Source organism: Rhodobacter flavimaris, assembly GCF_021378075.1.
In the GTDB taxonomy this organism is placed as follows: Bacteria; Pseudomonadota; Alphaproteobacteria; order Rhodobacterales; family Rhodobacteraceae; genus Rhodobacter; species Rhodobacter flavimaris.
Genome location: NZ_JAJUOS010000013.1, coordinates 44485 through 63552, shown reverse-complemented (window position 1 = coordinate 63552; position 19068 = coordinate 44485). Strand labels below are relative to the sequence as shown.

The following is a 19068-nucleotide window of genomic DNA, read 5'->3' as shown; positions in this document are numbered from 1 at the left end:
GTTCAACAGTGGAGAAAGTGATGAAGAAATTTCTGATCGGTGCGGCGCTGGCCGCGCTTGCTGCCGGGACGGCGACGGCCGAAGAGGTCAAGCTGCAACTGAAATGGGTCACCCAGTCGCAGTTCGCGGGCTATTACGTCGCCAAGGAAAAGGGCTTCTACGACGAAGAGGGCCTTGAGGTCACGATCATGCCGGGCGGCCCGGATATCTCGCCCACGCAGGTCATGGCTGGCGGCGGCGCCGATGTGACCGTGGACTGGATGCCCTCGGCGCTCGCAGCGCGTGAAAAGGGCCTGCCGCTGGTGAACATCGCCCAGCCGTTCAAGTCCTCGGGCATGATGCTGACCTGCCTCAAGGAAACCGGGATCGCCGGCCCCGAGGACTTCAAGGGCAAGACCCTTGGCGTCTGGTTCGGCGGCAACGAATACCCTTTCCTGAGCTGGATGGCGACGCTTGGCATTCCGACCGATGGCTCGGAAGGCGGCGTGACTGTCCTCAAGCAGGGCTTCAACGTCGATCCGCTGCTGCAAAAGCAGGCCGCCTGTATCTCGACCATGACCTACAACGAATACTGGCAGGTGATCGACGCGGGGCTCGCCCCCGAGGATCTGGTGACCTTCAAGTATGAGGACGAGGGCGTGGCGACGCTGGAAGACGGCCTGTATGTGCTCGAATCGAACCTCGCCGACCCGGCCTTCAAGGAAAAGATGGTCAAGTTCGTGCGCGCCTCGATGAAGGGCTGGAAATACGCCGAGGAGAACCCGGATGAAGCCGCTGGCATCGTTCTGGACAACGACGAATCCGGTGCCCAGACCGAGGCCCACCAGAAGCGTATGATGGGCGAGATCGCCAAGCTGACCGCTGGCTCGAACGGCGCGCTGGACCCGGCTGACTATGAGCGCACGGTGAAGATCCTGCTCGGCGGCGGCTCGGACCCGGTGATTTCGGCCGCACCGACCGGCGCCTATACGCTGGACATCACCGACGAAGCCCTGAAGTAAGGCCTCGCACAGATCCCGAAAGGCGCGCCCCTGCGGCGCGCCTTTTGCGTTTCAGCGCCCGTTAACCCGTTTGTGTTTCGCTATGACAAAGCACGGGGAGGCGTTGATGCAGGACGTGAAGCGATATGCCGAGGATCGGCTGCCCCGATCCCTGGTTCTGGGGGGCGGAACTCTTCTGGTGGCGGTGGTGGCAGGGCTGTTCTGGCTGGTCTGGAAAAGCCAGTTCGCCGCCCCGGCCGGCTATCTGTTCGACACGCCCACGCAACCGGTCGAGGCAGGCTATTGCCTGGCCGTCGCGCAGGCCGTGGGTGGGGGTGGGGTGCCCGTTGGCGGCCCAATCGCCGAGGCGCAGGATTTCTGGATAGCGCGACTGCGCGGCTATACCTCGGACATGGCGCCGCCCATTGCCGCAGGGCAGGCCGCGATGGCGCGCGACTTGGGGCAGGGTGATCGGGTCTGGCTGCTGGATGCGATGGAGGCCTGCGTGCGCCGCGCCATCACCTATGGCGCGCATTTCCGGACGCTGGACTGAGATCGGCGCGCGTGCGGGGCAGGGCCGAGGGGATCTCTTGCTGCAACCACGCAATCAGCTTTTCGCGCATCTCGCAGCGCAGATCGAAGGCGCGCGGGGCGGTGCGGGCCGATACGAGCACGCGCACCTCCATCTCGCGCTCGCGAAAGTCGGTGACCTGCAGGGCGTAGACCTTGCCATCCCACAGGGCAGAGGCCTCGGCGATCTCGTGGCCGCGCTGCCGGATGCGCTCGATCGGGGCGGAGTGATCGAGATAGAGCATGACGGTGCCAATCAACTCGGCGCTTTCACGGGTCCAGTTCTGGAAGGGCTGCTCGATGAAATAGCTTAGCGGCACGATCAGTCGGCGCCAGTCCCACAGGCGGATCACGACATAGGTCGAGGTGATCTCTTCGACGTTGCCCCATTCCCCTTCGACGATCAGCGCGTCGTCGATGCGGATCGGCTGGGTGACCGCAAGCTGGATACCCGCGAAAAGGTTCTTGAGTACCGGTTGCAGCGCAAGGCCCACCACAAGACCCGCAGCCCCGCCCGCCGCCAGGATGGACACGCCATACTGGCGCACGGCGTCGAAGGTCATCATCGCGGCGCCCAGGGCCACCAGGAAGATCATGATCCGGGCGGTCCGCAGCAGGATGCGCGATTGCGTGACATGCTTGCGCGCCAGCAGGTTATCCTCGGCATCCAGCTTGAAGCGTCTCAGGTGGATCGTGGTCCAGATGTAAAGCGCGGTGTCGGCGATCCAGGCGATACACAGGATAATGCCGACCAGCAGCAAGTGATGCAGCGTGTCGGCCCATGCCGCCGGGAGAGGCGAGACGCCGACCCCGAAGGCAAGCGCCGCGATGACAAGGGCAAGCCGCAGGGGTCGCGCTCCGCGCGCCACGAGTGAGCGCCAGAACAACTCACGCGATGTCACGATCCGGTTGAGCAGGTTCGCTACGATCCGCCAGGCGAAAACTGCCGCCCCGGCCGCAGCGACCAGGATCATAACGGTTGCGGCCCAGTCCGGCATCCAGAGGGTCACCCGCGAAAGCAGGGTCTTGATCTCGGCTTCCATCATGCTGCGTTGCAGCTTAGCGAATTCCGCCCCCTGTGTCAGGGATTTTTACCCGGTGACCTTGCGGCACTTGATGCAGATCAGGGCTTGCCCTGAAACTAGACTGCATAGTTCAGTTGAGGTGGCAAGCTAGAGGAGGTGAATCATGCTTGGAAAGAAGACGATCGTTGCGCTGCTCATGGCTGCTGCGGTGATAGCTGGCTGTGCGCAGATCGAGGAAGACATCGGCGAGTGCGAGCCGGGGGTTGCCGATATCTCGCAAGTGGTGACCGCGGTTCCGAGCTGTGTGTAAAGACGCGGCGGGCGGTGCCTTGGGTGTCGCCCGCAGGCTTTTGTAAATCGGTTTGAAAAGCGGGTAATTGGCTGTAAATCTGGTGTGAACCAGCAAGGAGCAGCCCATGGCCCGTTCGGCCCTGACCGGAACCCGCATCCGCGAGCGGCGCACCGCGCTGCGCATGAAGCAGGCCGATCTTGCGCGCTCGGTGGGGATATCTCCGGCCTATCTCAACCTGATCGAGCACAACCGTCGCCGTGTCGGTGACGAGCTGCTGGGCCAGATCGCTGGTGCGATGGCGGTCGATCCGGTCGCCCTGTCCGAAGGCGCCGAGGGTGCGCTGTTTGACGGGTTGCGCGAGGCTGTGGCCGGGGCAGAGACCGAGGGGGGCGCGCAGGTCGCGGGCCTGCCGGAACTGGAGCGGATCGAGGAATTCGTTGGCCGCTTTCCCGGCTGGGCCGCGATTCTTGCCGGGCGTCAGGCGCGGGTGAACGCGCTGGAACGCGTGGTCGAAAGCTACTCGGAACGGATGGCGCAGGACCCGTTCCTGCTGGCCTCGCTACACGAGGTACTCTCGGCGGTGACCTCGCTGCGCTCGACCGCGGCGATCCTGGTAGAGACCGACGATATCGAACCCATCTGGCGGGCGCGCTTCCTGCGCACGATCCAGGAGGAAAGCCTGCGTCTGTCCGAGACCGCCGAGGCGCTGGTGGGTTATCTTGACGATCTGGAGGAGGCCGAAACGGGCCTCAGCTCGCCACTGGAGCAGGTCGAGGCCTGGTTGTCGGCACGCAACTGGCATCTTGAGGAATTGGAGGAGGCCACCCCGCCGCCCCCCGAGGCGTTGATCACGGGCGTGGCCGAGCTTGCCTCGAGCGCGGCGCGCAAGCTCGCGATTGCGCATATCGAGCGCGCGCAGGCCGATGCTAGGGCCCTGCCGCTCGAACCGTTCCGCGCGGCCGTGGCCGAACTGGGCATGGACCCGGCGTTGCTCGCGCAACGCTTCGGCGCGCCTCTGGGTGCAGTTTTCCGGCGTCTCGCGACTCTGCCCGTGGGTGCGGGCGCGCAACCGGTGGGGCTGGTGATCTGCGACGGCTCGGGGGCGCTGACCTTCCGGCGCGGCGTGCCGGGGTTTGCCCTGCCGCGCTTCGGTGCGGCCTGCCCGCTCTGGCCTCTGTACGAGGCGCTTGCCCGCCCGATGCAGCCGATCCGTGCGGTCGTCGATATGGCCGGGCGGTTGCCGGAACGCTTCCTGACCTACGCGATCTGCCAGCCGAGCCAGCCCGGCGGTTTCGACGGCCCGGTGCTGATGGAGGCGATGATGCTGATCCTGCCGCCCCCGCCCGAGCGCACGCCGGGCGAGCGGGCCATCGGTTCGTCCTGCCGGATCTGTCCGCGCGGGGAATGCGCGGGGCGGCGCGAGCCCTCGATCCTGTCCGAGGCCTGAGAGCGGGGTTTGACAGTTTACACGCGGCCCGCAATAGTCGGATCGGGGGAAGAGGAGGAAGCGCCGATGTCTGGAAAGCATGTGCTTCTGGTCGAGGACGAGCCGCATATCGCCGAGGCGATCCGATTCATCCTGACACGCGCAGGCTGGAAGGTCTCGCTCGAAGCGGACGGGGCGCAGGCTTATGCCCGTATCGGCAGCGAAAGGCCCGATGCGGTGATCCTAGATCTGATGCTGCCGGGAAGTTCTGGGCTTGAAATCCTGACCAGTCTGCGGGGCGACGCGACGCTGGCCAAGCTGCCCGTGCTGATGCTCAGCGCCCGCGGGCAGGGGCGCGACCGCGATGCTGCGGCGCGGGCGGGCGCGACGGCGTTCCTGGCCAAGCCCTTTGCCAATGGCGATGTTCTCTCGATGCTCGAAGAGATCGTGACGCGCGCCGAAGCGCAGCGGAGCGCCTGACATGCCGCAGACGGGCCAGCCGCTTTTCCTTGCCCGCAGATCTTATCGCCGCCGGCGCATGATGGACGCGGTGCGAATGCTGCCCGTGCTTGGGATGGTGCTGTTCCTGTTGCCCAGCCTTTGGCTGCCGGGCGAGACGCCCCGCCCCGACACCGGGCGCGGCGGGCTTTATCTGTTCGCGGTCTGGGCCGGGCTTGTGGTGCTGGCCTTCGGCCTTGCGCGCGGCCTTGCCCCCGCCATGGAGGAAGAAGAACGCACCGAGGAATTACCGCCCCAAGAAGAGGACGGCTGATCCATGCCCTTCAATGTTCTGGTCGCGGTTTGCCTGGCCTATGTGTTCCTGCTGTTTCTGGTTGCCTTCGTGGCGGAGCGTCGCGCGCAGCGCGGGCGGTTGAAATTCCTGCATCGCCCCATCGTCTATACCCTGTCGCTGTCGATCTATTGCACCGCCTGGACCTTCTATGGTGCGGTGGGCTACGCGGCGCGCTCGGGGCTTGAATTCGTCACGATCTACCTTGGGCCGACGCTGGTCTTCATCGGCTGGTGGTGGATCCTGCGCAAGCTCGTTCGGATCGGGCGCGCGCAGCGGGTGACCTCGATTGCCGACCTGATTTCAAGCCGTTACGGCAAGTCGAACCTGCTGGGAGTGATCGTCACACTGATGTCGGTGGCGACCTCGGCGCCCTATATCGCGCTGCAACTGCAATCGGTGACGCTAAGCTTCGGTGTCTTCGCCGCCGACACGCCCGAGGGCTGGGCCCTGCCCGATCAGGGCTCGACCGCACTCTGGATCGCGGCGGGCCTGACACTGTTCACCATCCTGTTCGGTACCCGCAACCTTGATGCGAACGAGCGTCACCACGGCGTCGTCATGGCCATCGCGCTGGAGGCGGTGGTCAAGCTTGTCGCGCTTGTGGCCGTGGGGATCTTCGTCGTCTGGGGCGTAGCCAATGGGCCCCTCGATGTACTTTGGCGCACCGATGCCTCGCCGATTGCCGACTGGAACCTGAAACCGGGCCGCTTCGCGGGTCTGATCTTCGTTTCGGCCGCGGCGATCCTGACCTTGCCGCGAATGTTCCAGGTGCTGGTCGTCGAGAACGTGGATGAACGTCACCTGGCCACCGCAAGCTGGGCTTTCCCCGGCTATCTGATGCTGATGAGCCTGTTCGTCATGCCCATCGCGGTGATCGGGCTGGAGCTGATGCCTGCGGGGTCGAACCCAGACCTTTTCGTGCTGACGCTGCCGCTGTCGCAGGGGCAGGGCAATCTGGCGCTGCTGGCGTTCCTGGGCGGGTTCTCCTCGGCGACCTCGATGGTCATCGTGGCTGCGATCGCGCTGGCGACGATGGTGTCGAACCATATCGTGACGCCGCTTTGGCTGGCCCTTGGCAGCCAGGGCGGCAAGGAGATGGGCGATATTCGCGGCCTTGTGCTGATGTCGCGACGCCTGTCGATCGCGGTCGTGCTGGGGATGGGCTATGGCTATTACAGCATGTCGGGCGGCTCGGCGGCGCTGGCCTCAATCGGGTTGATCGCCTTTGTCGGTGCTGCGCAGGTCTTGCCCGCGCTGCTCGGCGGGATGTTCTGGCGCGGGGCGACCCGGATGGGCGCGGTGGCGGCGCTGCTGACCGGCTTCGCGATGTGGCTTTACACGCTGTTCCTGCCGTCCTTCGGCGAGTCTGGCCTGATCTCGGCGCAGGTCATGGCGGCGGGCCCCTTCGGCATCGGCTGGCTGCGGCCGCAGGCACTGTTCGGGATCGACGCGCTCGACCCGCTTTTGCATGCGCTGTTCTGGAGCCTGCTGTTCAACACCATCTCGTTCATGGTTTTCTCGATGGCCTCGTTCCCCGGCCCGATGGAGCGCCTTCAGGGCGTGGCCTTCGTGAATATCTTCGAGCAGACGCCGAGCGCGCGCAGCTGGCTGCGCGGCCAGGCCGAGGCCGACGATCTGCTTTCCATGGCGCAGCGTATCCTCGGCGCGGAAGAGGCACAGCGCTTCTTCCAGGCACAGGCGGCGGGGCAGGGCAAAGAGGGCTTCCTGCCCGACCCGACGCCCGATTTCCTCGCGCGGCTTGAGCGGCAGCTGGCTGGTTCGGTGGGTGCGGCCACGGCCCATGCGATGATTTCGCAGCTGACCGGGGGCAGTTCGGTCTCGGTGCAGGATCTGATCGCGGTGGCAGGTGAAGCCGCGGAAATCAAGGAATACTCGGCCCAACTTGAGGCAAAATCGGAGGAACTGGCCCGCACCGCCCGCGCGCTGCGCGATGCCAACGAAAAGCTGACCTCGCTGTCGGTGCAGAAAGATGCCTTCCTTGGCCAGATCAGTCACGAGCTGCGCACGCCGATGACCTCGATCCGGGCGTTCTCCGAGATCCTGATGGAACCCGACCTGCCCGACGCCATGCGCTCGCAATATGCCGAGATCATCCACGAAGAGGCGCGCCGCCTGACGCGTCTTCTGGACGATCTTCTGGATCTGAGCGTGCTGGAAAACCGCAAGGTGCAGCTGAACGTGGGTGTTGCGAACCTGCACGATCTTCTGAACCGCGCGGTGCAGGCGGCCTCGAACACCCGGCCCGAGCGTTCGTTCCGGGTTGAGCGCGACTTCCCGTCCGAGCATATGCCGGTCTTCACCGACACCGACCGCCTTGTGCAGGTCTTCATCAACCTGATCTCGAACTCGCGCAAGTATTGCGACAACGAGCGGGGCGTGCTGCGCGTCGAGGTGAAGAAGCGCGGCTCGAAGGTGCAGATCGACTTCATCGACAACGGCTCGGGCATCCCCAAGGCCAGCCAGGCGCTGATCTTTGAGAAATTCGCGCGCCTGACTGATACGAGCCGCGCGGGCGGCGCCGGTCTGGGCCTCGCGATCTGCCGCGAGATCATGGCCAACCTGGGCGGCACGATCGACTATGTGCCAGGCCAAGGCGGCGCGGCGTTCCGCGTGACCTTGCCGTTGCGGCGCCGCGAGATGGAAGAGGCGGCGAAGGCCTCGGCCTAAGATTTCAACGCTTTGTAAAGACTGATCTGCGAATCCTTGCGGCTAGCGCCACGGGGATTGGGCGGTTCGAATGACCGAAGATCAGCAGCAGTCAGTCATGCGCCGGAAGGCGTCCTCGGGGCAGCCTGCGGTTACCTTGGCGCCGGTGACGGCGGCGCGCGCGATCCCGCTGGCGTTGGCGCGCACGGCCGAGGGGATGGGCCTGCCGCTGCGCGTGGCGCAGTTGCGCGAAAGCCGGATGGTGCTGGCCGAACTGCCCGAGGCGCTGGAGGAATTCTCGCTTCTGGCGGTGATCGAGGGGCCGAAGGAGGGGCTGGGGCTGGTGGCCCTGCCGCCCGCCACGCTTGCCGCGCTGATCGAGTTTCAGACCCTGGGCGTTCTGGCGCGTAGCGCACCAGCGCCACGCAAGCCGACGCGGATCGACGCGGCGATGGCTGCGGAGTTTATCGACGGCGCCCTGACGCGGATCGAGGCCGAGCTAAGCGCGACCGACGAGGCGATCTGGGCCGGTGGGTTTCGCTATGCCTCCTGCCTCGACGGGCCGCGCCCGCTGGGGCTGTTGCTGGAAGATACCGCCTATCGCGTCTGGCAGGCCGATCTGGTGTTCGGGGCCGAGGGTGAGCGAGCGGGGGGCTTTCTCTGGGCCGTTCCCGCCGAGGGGCGCGGGCAGCGCCCTGCCGCGGTGCCTCAGGCTGCTCCGAACCCCGTGCGCACCGAGGAGGATGCTGACTGGACGCGCCGGATGGAGGCCACGCTGATGGGCACACATGCCGTGCTCGACGCCGTGCTCGGCAGGGTGACGCTGCCGCTGGCAGCGGTTCTGCGATTCTCGCCGGGCACGCAGATCCCGATCGCGGCCGACAGCCTTGAGCAGTTGCAGCTTGAAGGGCATGGGCGGCGCATTCTGGGGCGCGCGCGGTTGGGCCAGTTGCACGGCTTTCGCGCGGTGCGTCTGGCGGATGAGGCCGCACAGCCCGGCCCCGCCCGTGCCGCGCCAACCGAATTCGACGCAGGCTCTAGCCCCATCGCCGCGCGACCTGCTGCCCCACCGCCTGCCCGACTTGAGGTGGCCGAACCTGCTCCTCGCCGGGCGGCTGGCGCCTAGACGTCGTTCTCCGTGTCCAGTTGGTCAAGGCCCCGGCGCGCCAACGGCGCCACGGCCATGCCTGCGCACATCGCCAGCACGAAAAGCGCGACCTGCCAGCCGCCAAAGCCAAGCGCGCCGATTGCCGGGCCGGGACACAGCCCCACCAGCCCCCAGCCCGCGCCGAACATCAGCGACCCCAGCACGAGGTTGCGATCGACCAGCTTCGGGAGATCCTGCGGCATCGGCAGATCGAGCAGAGAGCGTTCGCGCCGCGCTGCGATGCGCCAGACGAACACCATCGGCAGCACCGCGCCGCCCATCACGAAGGCCAGCGTCGGGTCCCAGTTGCCAAACACATCCAGCCAGCCCTGAACCTTGGTCGTATCGACCATGCCCGCGACCAGCAGGCCCGCTCCGAAGAGGCCCCCGGCAAGAAACGCGAAAAGGTTGCGCATCAGATCACCTCCAGAACGTGACGGGCCAGGACCAGCATCAGTCCGCCACCGAGCAGGTAGAACACCGTGGCCACGAAGCCGCGCAGCGAAAAGCGTGACATGCCGCACACGCCATGCCCCGAGGTGCAGCCATTCGCGAGCCGCGTGCCGATGCCCACCAGCAGCCCCGCCACGATCAGCAGAACCGGGTTCGAGGTGACATGCGTATCGACCACCGCATAAAGCGGCACCAGCAGCGGTGGGATCGCGATCAGGCCAGCGAGGAAGCTCAGCCGCTCGGCCGTGCTGTTACGCCCGGAGCGGTCGATCAACCCGCCCAGGATGCCGCTGGCCCCCAGCACCCGCCCGTTCGCCAGAAGATAAAGCGCCGCCGCGGCGCCGATCATAAGGCCGCCCACGGCGCCCCAGATCCAGTCCTGATGCATGTCATTCCCCTTTGCCGGTGCCACGCGCACCGCCCGGCGCGGCCTGCCACAAGGGTTTGACCTGCGTCAATGCTCTTGTGCGCAGGCCGGCGTTAGATGGGGCAAGAACAGGAGGACGCCATGAAATCCGTGGAAACCCGCAAGGCCGAACTTGAAGCGCGCAAGGCGCAACTGACCGAACGAATGGGGCAGATCGCCTCGGAGTTCGAGACGCACGAGTCCAAGGACTGGGAAGAAATGGCGACCGAGCGCGAGGGCGACGAGGTTCTGGAGGATCTCGGGCAGGCCGCGCGCACCGAATTGCGCATGATCGAGGCCGCGCTGGAGCGCATCGAAGAGGGCGAATACGGCTATTGCACGGTCTGCGGCGAGCAGATCGCAGAAGAGCGGCTGGACGTCGTGCCCGCCACGCCCTTCTGCCGTAACCACGCGTCGGGGCATTGATCGGTTCAAACCCCTGAAATTGGGCAGTTTGCAATTGCTTCGGGCCGGATAGGCCGTAAACTTGCGCTGTCTTGAGCAGGCGGGGAAACATGACACGGCGGGTCAAGCTGCAACGTCGCGAGCGGAGCGTTCTGCTGACGCTTCCGGGCGAGGATGGGCGCGGGCAAGGCTTCGACGCCGATCTGCGGGAAAGCCTTGGCGGCGCGCTTGAGCTGATCCTGTCGGAACCCGGTGACACGCCGGTGCTGATCCGCGCCGAGGAGGGCGGCTGGCCGGTGGCCAACGATCCCGCGACCGATTACGCCGAGGACACCGCTCCTGCGCTGTCTCATCTTGCGGGGCTGATCGCCGATGCGGGCCGCCCGGTTGTGGTCGCCCTGTCGGGGCGCGTCAACGGCGGCGCCTTGGCCTTGGCGCAGGCGGCCAGTCTGCGGATCGCGCATGATCAGGCGGTCTTCGCATCGCCCGAATATGCGGTGGGGCTGTTTCCTTCTGGCGGCGGGCTCGTGCGGCTGGCGCAGCGCGTGGGCGCGGCCTCGGCACTGGCTTTCGTGACATCGCGGCGGGACTGGAGCGCGCAGGAGGCGATGCAGATCGGCCTGTGCGAGGCGCTGGTCTCGGACGAGGCGGTCGAGGAGGTCGCGCTGGATTTCGCACAGGCGGTCGGCGGGCGTGGCCCCGGTGCGATCACGCCCAAGGCTGTGGCGTCTGAGCCAGAGAAATATCTCGAAGATCTGGCCACTGCGCGGCGCGGGCTGACGGGTGGTGCACTGGCGCCCGCAGCGCAACGTGCCGCCGAGGTGGCCGAGGCTGCGTTGCTGTTGCCGATGGAAGAGGCGCTGGATTACGAGGCCGTGGCCTATGCCGATCTGGCGGAGGGCGAGGTCTCAACTGCCCTGCGCCATGTCGCTAGGATCACCCGTCGCGCGGCGCACCTCGCGGCGCTGCCCGAGGGGCAGCAGGATCTGACAATCGCCAGGGTCGCCCTTTGGAACCAGCCGCCCGAACGTGCGGCCGGGCTGATTGCGGCGGGCTACGAGGTAGTTCTGGGCGAAAGCGATCCGACCGCGCTGGAGCCCGCTTTCACCGCGATCGCCGAGGCGCAGGAGCGTGCCGTTCAGGCCGGGCGCCTCGATCCCGCGCAGCGAGAGGCCGACTGGGACCGGCTGAGCGCGGCGCTGGAATGTGCGGCGCTTGCCGGGGCTGATCTGGTCGTTGCCGCCCCGCGCGATGGCGAGTTGCCGCAGATCCGTGCCGGGCTGAAACCGGGCGCGGTTCTGGTGCTCGATGGCGCCGCCGGGCCGCGCGACCTTGCGCTGAGCGATAGCGGCATGGTGCTGGAACTGACCGCAGGCGCGCAGGCGGGACAATGGCTGGGCGCGGCGGGGCGCGTTTTGCAAGATGCGGGCGCGCTGGTGATCCATGCAGGGCCGGGGTTGGGGGTCTGGCTTGAGGCCGCGCTTTTCGCCGCGGCCGAGCGTTGCGTGATGGCCGGGGCCGCGCCCGAGGCGGTCGATCGTGCGATGGTCGCCTTCGGTTTCACGGATGGGCCCTTCGTGCTGGCCGACCGCATCGGCATTCCGGCGGTCATGGAATGGATGGGTCATGCAGGCCACCCGCCGGGGGTGTTCTTCACCTTCCTTGATCTTGAGGGGCAGACGGGGCGCGCGGCGGGGCGTGGTGTCTATCGCTATGCGGAGGGTGCTGCGCCTGCCGTGCCTTCTGACCAAGCGGCGATCCTGGCGGCCTTGCGCGCCGAGGCCGGAGTAGACGCCACCACGCTGCCCGAACGCGAGATCGTCGCGCGGATCTGCGCTGAACTGGCGGGAGAAGGCGCGATGGCGCTGCAATGGGGCCGAGCCCATCGCGCTGGCGATATCGACCTTGCGGCGATTGCCCTTGGCTTTCCCGCACATCGCGGTGGGCCGATGTTTCAGGCCGACCGCGCGGGCCTTCTGGCGACCCGCAAGCGGTTGCGCGCGCTGGCGCAAGAAGGCGCGCCCGCACCGGTTACGCTATGGGATGTGCTGATCCGCAATGGGCGCTGGTTCAGCGAACTCGACGCCTGAGGGTCAGCTCAGAGCATGATCCCCAGAACGACCATCATCAGGCCGATCACCGACACGAACAGCGCGCCCAGATTGATGCCGACGATGCTTTGCAGGCGCTTGCGCAGCGCCTCGTCGTCAAGACCGTCACGTTTGGCGCGTGAGACGGACAGGATGCACCAGACGATGCCCGCAAGCCCCACCAGCGATACAGCCGCCCCTGCCCAGATCAGATAGTCCATCGCGTCCTCCGTGCTTTGCGCGGGCCTAGCGCGGTGCGGCCCGCGAGGCAAGGGATTTGCGCCGGGAACCGCCTTGGCCGCCCCGGGGCGCTTGAAGCGCGGGGCGCGGCGGGCTAGTCATGGCCAACCCTTTCGAGCAGGAGCCCAAAATGCCCAACGATGCCGCCTACAACGTCGCCGCAGACGAGCTGCGCCAGTTCATCGAGCAGTTCGAAAGCCTCGAAGCCGAGAAGAAAGACATCGCCGAGCAGCAAAAGGACATCATGTCCGAGGCCAAGGCACGTGGCTACGACACCAAGGTGATGAAAAAGATCATCGCCATGCGCAAGCGCGACAAGAACGACCTGGCCGAGGAAGAGGCGATCCTTGACATCTACAAGGCCGCGCTTGGCATGGGCTGAGCCTCAGGGCGCGATGAACCGCACGCCGGGCATAGCCGCGATTTCGGCGATATCGGCGTCGTAATCGGCGGTCATCGCGGCCACCAGCTCCGCGTCCCAGCCGGGCAGGGGGATGTCGATCTCCAGTGCTTCGGGGCGTGAGAACTTTTCCAGGAAGGCCGTGACGACCTTGCGGCGCTGCGCCGCCGAGCGCGGCGGGTGGCTGCGCAGATAGACGCGCAGGCGTTCCAGCCCCTCGGGCTCCATGATCTGCTCCAGAAGCGCCTCGTCGCCCGAAAGCCGCGCGCCCTCGTTCAGGCCGGTCAGGCTGCGCAGGATCTCGGGCCACATCAGCGGCATGTCCTCGTTGCACCACAACACGAGCGGGCGCCCTTCGGCGGCCTCGACCATGCGGCGCACCACCGGCGCCCACCGCATTGATCGCGGTTCCTGCCCGGCGATCAGCTCCTCGTAGCTGCTCTTGCGTTGCCGCGCCACGAGCGCTGGCATCAGCACCGCCGGGTTGATCAGCGCCATGTGGAATTCGGTCTGCGCCTCGGGGAAGAGGTTCGCCAGCGGGCCAAGCTTGTCCGGCACCATCTGGTAGAAGCCGCGCCTGGTCACCACGCGGTCGGGCAGACAGGTGAAGAACTCGTGGCTGAAGACCAGCCGTTTGGGCGGCGTGTCGCGGCCCGCAGCCGTCAGGATCTCTTGTTGCAGCGCGCCGTCGGCGGGTGCGCCCTTGAGCGTATAGAGCGCGTCGCGCAGCTTCATGCGGTAGCGCGCCGGGTCGGGGACCGAGATCCCGGCTTCATTCAGCCGCCCGCGGTCGGGGGCAAGCGCCCGGATCAGGCCGTCTTCATCCGTGCAATGGGCCCCGAGGTGAAAGACGACCTGCATACTGAATTCCCTGCGTAATCGGGCAAAGATTACCGGCGCTTTTCTGGACAGGCAAACCGGTTTCGGTATAAGCCGGGGGCATGGTAACCGATCAGAAGACTCAGGTAATGACGGCGGGTTCGGGCACGGGGTTGCGCACCTCTGGCTCGGGCATCTGGTCGGTGGGGGCGGCGCTGATTGCCGCGGTAGTGCTGGCGCCGCTGGTGGCGGTGATCTGGCTGGCGCTGAACCCGACCGAGAACATCTGGCCGCATCTGATCGCGACGACGCTTCCGCGCTATCTGGGCAATACGGCCTATCTGGCGGTGGGGGTTGCTGCGCTGACGGCGGCGATTGGGGCGGGCTCGGCCTGGCTGATCTCGATGTATCGCTTTCCGTTTTCCGGGTGGCTGGAGTGGCTGCTGCTGCTGCCGCTGGCGATCCCGGCCTATGTGACGGCCTATGCGCTGGTCGATTTTCTCGATTACTCGGGGCCCGTGCAGGGAGCGCTGCGCGAGGCCTTCGGCTGGACCTCGGCGCGGGACTACTGGTTCCCCGAGGTGCGCTCGCGTTGGGCGGCGGTGCTGGTGCTGGCGGCCTCGCTTTACCCCTACGTCTATCTGTTGGCGCGCTCGGCCTTCCGCGAGCAGTCGGGCGGCAGCTACGAGGTCGCGCGTGCCCTTGGTGCCGGGCCGGTCGGGCTGTTTCTGCGCGTGGGCCTGCCGCTGGCGCGGCCCGCCATCGCGGCGGGGGCGGCGATTGCCATGATGGAGACCGTCGCCGATTTTGGGGTGGTGGATTATTTCGGCGTGCAGACCCTGACGACTGGGATCTTCACGACCTGGCTTGAGGCGGGCAACGCGGGTGGTGCGGCGCAGATCGCGGGCGTGGTGCTGACGGTGATCATGGTGCTTCTTGCGCTGGAAAAGCGCAGCAGGCGGCATTCGCGCTACTACCAGTCGGCGCGCCAACCCCGACCGATCAACCGCACAGAGCTGCGCGGGGCGACCGGCTGGGTGGCGACCGGGCTCTGCCTCGCGCCCTTCACCATGGGGTTCGTGCTGCCGGTTTCTGTGATCTCGGCCTACGCTTGGTCCAACCCCGAGGCCTGGTTCGGCCCCGGCCTGAGCCGCGCGCTGGTGCATACGCTGGTCACCGGTGGGGCGGCGGCGGTGCTGACCGTGCTGGCCGCGCTATTCATGGTGTATGGGGTGCGCATGACGGGTCGGCGGCTGCCGCGCACCCTGCTGCCGCTGACAGCGGTGGGCTATGCCGCGCCGGGCGCGGTGCTGGCGGTGGGTATCCTGATCCCGCTGGCGGCGATTGATCACCGCCTGGCCGATGGAATACTCGCGCTGACCGGCACCGATCCGGGGCTATTGCTGACCGGCTCAGCCTTCGCGATCATTTTGGCCTATGTGGTGCGGTTCTTCGCGCTGGCGCAGTCTGCAGCCGATAGCGCCTTTGGGCGCATTTCGCCCTCGCTGCCGATGGCGGCGCGCTCGCTCGGGCGCACGGCGGGCGGGGCGCTGCGCGAGGTCTATATGCCGCTGATCCGTGGCTCGATCGCCTCGGCGGTGCTGATGGTCTTTGTTGAAAGCGTCAAGGAGTTGCCCGCGACGATGCTGCTGCGCCCCTTCAATTACGAGACGCTGGCGACCCGCGTGCATGAAAAGGCGAGCCTCGAGAACCTGGGCGATGCCGCGCCGGCGGCTCTTCTGGTGATGCTGGTCGGGCTCATCGCGACGATGGTTTTGGCGCGCGCCAACCTTGCCCGCCGCCGTTAGTCGCGCGTGATCTTGCGCGGGCCGCGCGCGGCCTGTATGGCAGGGCATGTGCCGGCGTAGCTCAGTTGGTAGAGCGGCGATCTTGTAAGTCGAGGGTCGGGGGTTCGAATCCCTCCGTCGGCACCAGAAGAACAAAAAGCCCTGCAATTAGTAGCTCGGCGAGACCTGTTTCGTGTCTGCAGATGCTGAGTGGCATTGGTCGGCGGTCACATCGTCAAAGTTGCGAACAGGCACAGGCTTTCCGAGTAATACATATCAATGCCAGTCTCGGCGCAGCTTCGGCCGCTTTTCACCGGTCGGCGCATTTGTGTTTCTAATATATTGGCGGCGAAACGACCCAGATCACCACTGCGGGCTCAGTGCCATCGTTGCGCCAAGCGTAATCGGCTTGGTTGAACTGGAAACTGTCACCGGGTGAAAGCTGCACCTCAGTCTCGCCCACGATGAGGGTAAGGGAACCCGAGAGCAGAACACCTCCGTCTTCGGTGGGACGCGCCTTACGCGGCCCCTCACTTGACGATCGGGGGGCAAAAACCGACCGGATCATCTCGAACGATCCGCTGAGTGTGGGGGACAAGAGTTCTTCGGTCAGCCCGCTTTCGGCCGAGCCGATGGTGGGGCGATCGGCGGCGCGCAGCACGAGTCCCTGTTCCTCAGGCGCGCGGGCCGAAGACCGAAAGAAGAAGCTGAGGTTAACCTCAAGCCGCTCGGCAAGCAGGCCAAGGTCACGGACCGAAGGCGTGGTCTGGCCGCGCTCGATCTGGCTGAGCCATCCTACCGAGCGCCCTACATCGGCCGCCAGTTGGGACAACGTCATACCCCGCGTCTTACGCAGCGAGCGGATATCTTCGCCGACATGATGGCTCATCGAGTGCCCCCTTCAGCGTTGCACCATGTTGGAGTTGAATGAAAAGCTCAAGGCAAGAAGAAGTTTTATGACCGGTGACGATCTGATAATTCACAAAAATGAAAATTTCTGTTGAAATTTCATTTTGGCCATGGCTTTCTGAAGGCGAAGACGGGCGACCTCAGAAATATCCGCCGTGCCTGCCACCTCACCGAACCGGATTTCCCCATGACCAACGTTCCTGCCAAAGCCCGTGTCGTCATCATCGGAGGTGGCATCTCTGGCTGCTCCGTGGCCTATCACCTTGCCAAACTCGGCTGGACTGACATCGTCTTGCTGGAACGCAAGCAACTGACTTCGGGGACCACATGGCATGCTGCGGGGCTTATTGGCCAGCTTCGCGCGAGCCAGAACATGACCCGGCTCGCAAAATATTCGGCCGACCTTTACGGCGAGCTGGAGGCCGAGACGGGACTTGCGACCGGGTTCCGCCAGTGTGGTTCGATCACCGTGGCGCTGACCGAGGAGCGGCGCGAAGAGATTTTCCGTCAGGCGGCGCTCGCACGGGCCTTTGGCGTGGACGTCAACGAGCTGTCGCCTGCCGAGGTGCTCGAACGCTACCCCCACCTCAACATTGAGGATGTGGTGGCAGGGGTGCACCTGCCGCTCGATGGGCAGGCTGACCCGGGCAACATCGCGCTGGCGCTTGCCAAGGGTGCGCGGATGCGTGGGGCCAAGATTATCGAGCAGGTGAAGGTGACGAAAGTCACCACTGTCGATGGGCGCGTGACGGGCGTCGACTGGGAGGTAAATGGCGACAAGGGTCATATCGCAACAGAGAACGTAGTGAACTGCGGCGGCATGTGGGGGCGCGATCTTGCGGCGCAAAACGACGTGACCCTGCCGCTCCATGCCTGTGAGCATTTCTACATCGTCACCGAAAACATCCCCGATCTGACGCAGCTTCCGGTGCTGCGGGTGCCCGACGAATGCGCCTACTACAAGGAAGACGCGGGCAAGATCCTGCTCGGCGCTTTCGAACCCAAGGCGAAACCCTGGGGGATGAACGGCATTTCGGAGGACTTCTGCTTTGACCAGCTGCCGGAAGACTTCGATCACTTCGAGCCGATCCTCGAAAAGGCGGTTTCCCGCATACCGATGCTGGCAGACGCGGGCATCCACACCTTCTTCAACGGCCCTGAAAGTTTCACGCCCGACGACCGCTACTATCTTGGCGAGGCGCCCAATCTGCGCGGCTATTGGATTGCAGCAGGGTATAACTCGATCGGCATCGTCTCATCCGGCGGGGCGGGCATGGCACTGTCGCAGTGGATGAACGATGGCGAGCCGCCGTTCGATCTGTGGGAGGTGGACATCCGCCGCGCCCAACCGTTCCAGAAAAACCGCCGCTATCTGAAAGAACGGGTGAGCGAAACGCTTGGCCTACTCTACGCCGATCACTTTCCTTATCGGCAGATGGCCACCGCGCGCGGGGTGCGTCGTTCGCCCCTGCATGAGCACCTGAAAGCCCGCGGAGCCGTCTTCGGCGAGGTCGCAGGCTGGGAGCGTGCGAACTGGTTCGCGAACGAAGGTCAAACCCCGGAATACCGCTTTAGCTGGAAGCGACAGAACTGGTTCGACAATCAGCGCGCCGAGCACATGGCGATGCGCGAAGGCGTGGGTCTGCTCGATATGACCAGCTTTGGCAAGATCCGTGTCGAGGGGCGCGATGCGGCGCCCTTCTTGCAGCGGCTGTGCGCCAATGATGTAGACGTGCCCGTGGGGCGCATCGTTTACACGCAAATGCTTAACGAGCGTGGAGGCATCGAGAGCGACCTGACCGTAACCCGGCTCTCGGAAACCGCTTTCTTCCTTGTCGTGCCCGGCGCAACACTTCAGCGCGATCTTGTCTGGCTGCGCAACCATCTGGGTGAGGCCTGGGTGACGATCACCGACGTTACCTCTGCCGAAGCGGTGATCCCTCTCATGGGGCCGCGTTCGCGCGAATTGCTGCGGCTGATCTCGCCCAATGATTTTTCAAATGAGGCGCATCCCTTTGGCTGCGCGCGCGAAATCGAGATTGGCATGGGACTCGCACGGGCGCATCGCGTGACTTATGTGGGCGAACTGGGCTGGGAGCTTTATGTCTCGACGGATCAGGCTGCACATGTTTTTGAGGCGATTGTCGAGGCCGGTGAACAGGTTGACCTAAAGCTGTGCGGCCTGCATGCGATGGATAGCTGCCGTATCGAGAAAGCCTATCGCCACTTCGGCCATGACATTACCGACGAGGATCACGTGCTTGAGGCGGGTCTGGGCTTCGCAGTCAAACCCGAAAAGGGCACCTTCATCGGCCGCGAGGCTGTGCTGCGCAAGCGCGAAGCGGGCCTCACGCGGCGGATGGTGCAGTTTCGCCTCAAAGACTCGCAGCCGCTCGTATTCCATAACGAGCCGATCTTGCGTGATGGCAAGATTGTGGGCCAGCTCACTTCAGGCAATTACGGCCATGCACTGTGTGGCGCGATCGGCCTTGGCTATGTTCCCTGCCGTGCCGATGAAACACCCGCCGAAATCCTTGCATCAAACTTCACCATCGATGTGGCTGGTCAGATTGTTGAGGCCGAAGCAAGCCTTGCGCCGCTTTACGATCCCAAGTCTTCCCGCGTGCGCGCCTGAGCATCGGGCTTGAAGACGACTGTT

General features: G+C 65.5%; 19 protein-coding genes and 1 tRNA gene. 14 read left to right on the top strand and 6 right to left on the bottom strand.

What is annotated here, in order from left to right:
* Positions 1-20 precede the first annotated feature (20 nt).
* Positions 21-1001 (top strand): ABC transporter substrate-binding protein, encoded by a 981-nt coding sequence (locus LZA78_RS15165; RefSeq protein ID WP_233677764.1) that lies wholly within the window; start codon positions 21-23, stop codon positions 999-1001.
* 106 nt (positions 1002-1107) lie between these two features.
* Positions 1108-1533: a hypothetical protein gene (locus LZA78_RS15160; protein WP_233677763.1), complete on the top strand. Its 426-nt coding sequence runs from the start codon at positions 1108-1110 to the stop codon at positions 1531-1533.
* Here LZA78_RS15160 and LZA78_RS15155 read toward each other — a convergent pair.
* Complete coding sequence (locus LZA78_RS15155; protein ID WP_233677762.1) at positions 1499-2596, bottom strand: mechanosensitive ion channel family protein; 1098 nt, start codon at positions 2594-2596, stop codon at positions 1499-1501. The two genes, LZA78_RS15160 and LZA78_RS15155, sit on opposite strands and share 35 nt — an antisense overlap.
* Before the next feature lie 142 nt (positions 2597-2738).
* On the opposite strand from LZA78_RS15155, the gene LZA78_RS15150 reads away from it, so the two are divergent.
* From LZA78_RS15150 to LZA78_RS15125, 6 genes are all read left to right on the top strand, one after another.
* The gene (locus LZA78_RS15150) at positions 2739-2885 is read left to right on the top strand and encodes a hypothetical protein (RefSeq protein WP_233677761.1); all 147 of its coding nucleotides are present in this window, start codon (positions 2739-2741) and stop codon (positions 2883-2885) included.
* Between the two features lie 106 nt (positions 2886-2991).
* A complete protein-coding gene (locus LZA78_RS15145) occupies positions 2992-4314 on the top strand; it encodes a helix-turn-helix transcriptional regulator (protein WP_233677760.1) in 1323 nt (440 codons plus the stop codon).
* 66 nt (positions 4315-4380) lie between these two features.
* On the top strand, positions 4381-4773 hold the full coding sequence (locus LZA78_RS15140) for a response regulator transcription factor (RefSeq protein ID WP_233677759.1): 393 nt from the start codon (positions 4381-4383) through the stop codon (positions 4771-4773).
* 1 nt (position 4774) lies between these two features.
* Positions 4775-5065 carry a hypothetical protein gene (locus LZA78_RS15135; protein WP_233677758.1) on the top strand — a complete coding sequence of 97 codons (291 nt, stop codon included), beginning with the start codon at positions 4775-4777 and terminating at the stop codon, positions 5063-5065.
* Positions 5066-5068: 3 nt separating this feature from the next.
* Positions 5069-7774 (top strand): ATP-binding protein, encoded by a 2706-nt coding sequence (locus LZA78_RS15130; RefSeq protein ID WP_233677757.1) that lies wholly within the window; start codon positions 5069-5071, stop codon positions 7772-7774.
* A gap of 70 nt (positions 7775-7844) precedes the next feature.
* Positions 7845-8879, top strand: a complete 1035-nt coding sequence (locus LZA78_RS15125) for a FliM/FliN family flagellar motor switch protein (RefSeq protein ID WP_233677756.1) — start codon at positions 7845-7847, stop codon at positions 8877-8879.
* Here LZA78_RS15125 and LZA78_RS15120 read toward each other — a convergent pair.
* Both LZA78_RS15120 and LZA78_RS15115 read right to left on the bottom strand, forming a co-directional pair.
* Complete coding sequence (locus LZA78_RS15120) at positions 8876-9316, bottom strand: DUF6691 family protein (RefSeq protein WP_233677755.1); 441 nt, start codon at positions 9314-9316, stop codon at positions 8876-8878. The two genes, LZA78_RS15125 and LZA78_RS15120, sit on opposite strands and share 4 nt — an antisense overlap.
* The gene (locus LZA78_RS15115) at positions 9316-9741 is read right to left on the bottom strand and encodes a YeeE/YedE family protein (protein ID WP_233677754.1); all 426 of its coding nucleotides are present in this window, start codon (positions 9739-9741) and stop codon (positions 9316-9318) included. The genes LZA78_RS15120 and LZA78_RS15115 overlap by 1 nt, the downstream gene beginning before the upstream one ends.
* 120 nt (positions 9742-9861) lie before the next feature.
* Here LZA78_RS15115 and LZA78_RS15110 point away from each other — a divergent pair, with 120 nt between their 5' ends.
* The gene (locus tag LZA78_RS15110; protein ID WP_233677753.1) at positions 9862-10185 is read left to right on the top strand and encodes a TraR/DksA family transcriptional regulator; all 324 of its coding nucleotides are present in this window, start codon (positions 9862-9864) and stop codon (positions 10183-10185) included.
* An 89-nt stretch (positions 10186-10274) separates the two neighbouring features.
* On the top strand, positions 10275-12254 hold the full coding sequence (locus LZA78_RS15105; RefSeq protein WP_233677752.1) for an enoyl-CoA hydratase-related protein: 1980 nt from the start codon (positions 10275-10277) through the stop codon (positions 12252-12254).
* A gap of 8 nt (positions 12255-12262) precedes the next feature.
* Here LZA78_RS15105 and LZA78_RS15100 read toward each other — a convergent pair whose 3' ends face one another.
* Positions 12263-12475: a hypothetical protein gene (locus LZA78_RS15100; RefSeq protein WP_233677751.1), complete on the bottom strand. Its 213-nt coding sequence runs from the start codon at positions 12473-12475 to the stop codon at positions 12263-12265.
* A gap of 149 nt (positions 12476-12624) precedes the next feature.
* Here LZA78_RS15100 and LZA78_RS15095 point away from each other — a divergent pair, with 149 nt between their 5' ends.
* Positions 12625-12876: a DUF2312 domain-containing protein gene (locus LZA78_RS15095; protein ID WP_218631033.1), complete on the top strand. Its 252-nt coding sequence runs from the start codon at positions 12625-12627 to the stop codon at positions 12874-12876.
* 3 nt (positions 12877-12879) lie between these two features.
* Here LZA78_RS15095 and LZA78_RS15090 read toward each other — a convergent pair whose 3' ends face one another.
* Positions 12880-13755, bottom strand: coding sequence for a hypothetical protein (locus tag LZA78_RS15090; RefSeq protein ID WP_233677750.1), 876 nt, complete (start codon positions 13753-13755; stop codon positions 12880-12882).
* A 107-nt stretch (positions 13756-13862) separates the two neighbouring features.
* Between LZA78_RS15090 and LZA78_RS15085 the strand changes: the two genes are divergently transcribed.
* On the top strand, positions 13863-15521 hold the full coding sequence (locus tag LZA78_RS15085) for an ABC transporter permease (RefSeq protein ID WP_233677802.1): 1659 nt from the start codon (positions 13863-13865) through the stop codon (positions 15519-15521).
* A gap of 50 nt (positions 15522-15571) precedes the next feature.
* Positions 15572-15647: transfer RNA gene (locus LZA78_RS15080), tRNA-Thr, on the top strand.
* 187 nt (positions 15648-15834) lie between these two features.
* Here LZA78_RS15080 and LZA78_RS15075 read toward each other — a convergent pair.
* Positions 15835-16389: a helix-turn-helix domain-containing protein gene (locus LZA78_RS15075; RefSeq protein WP_233677749.1), complete on the bottom strand. Its 555-nt coding sequence runs from the start codon at positions 16387-16389 to the stop codon at positions 15835-15837.
* Positions 16390-16596: 207 nt separating this feature from the next.
* Between LZA78_RS15075 and LZA78_RS15070 the strand changes: the two genes are divergently transcribed.
* Positions 16597-19044, top strand: a complete 2448-nt coding sequence (locus tag LZA78_RS15070; RefSeq protein ID WP_233677748.1) for a GcvT family protein — start codon at positions 16597-16599, stop codon at positions 19042-19044.
* The last annotated feature ends 24 nt before the right edge of the window (positions 19045-19068 follow it).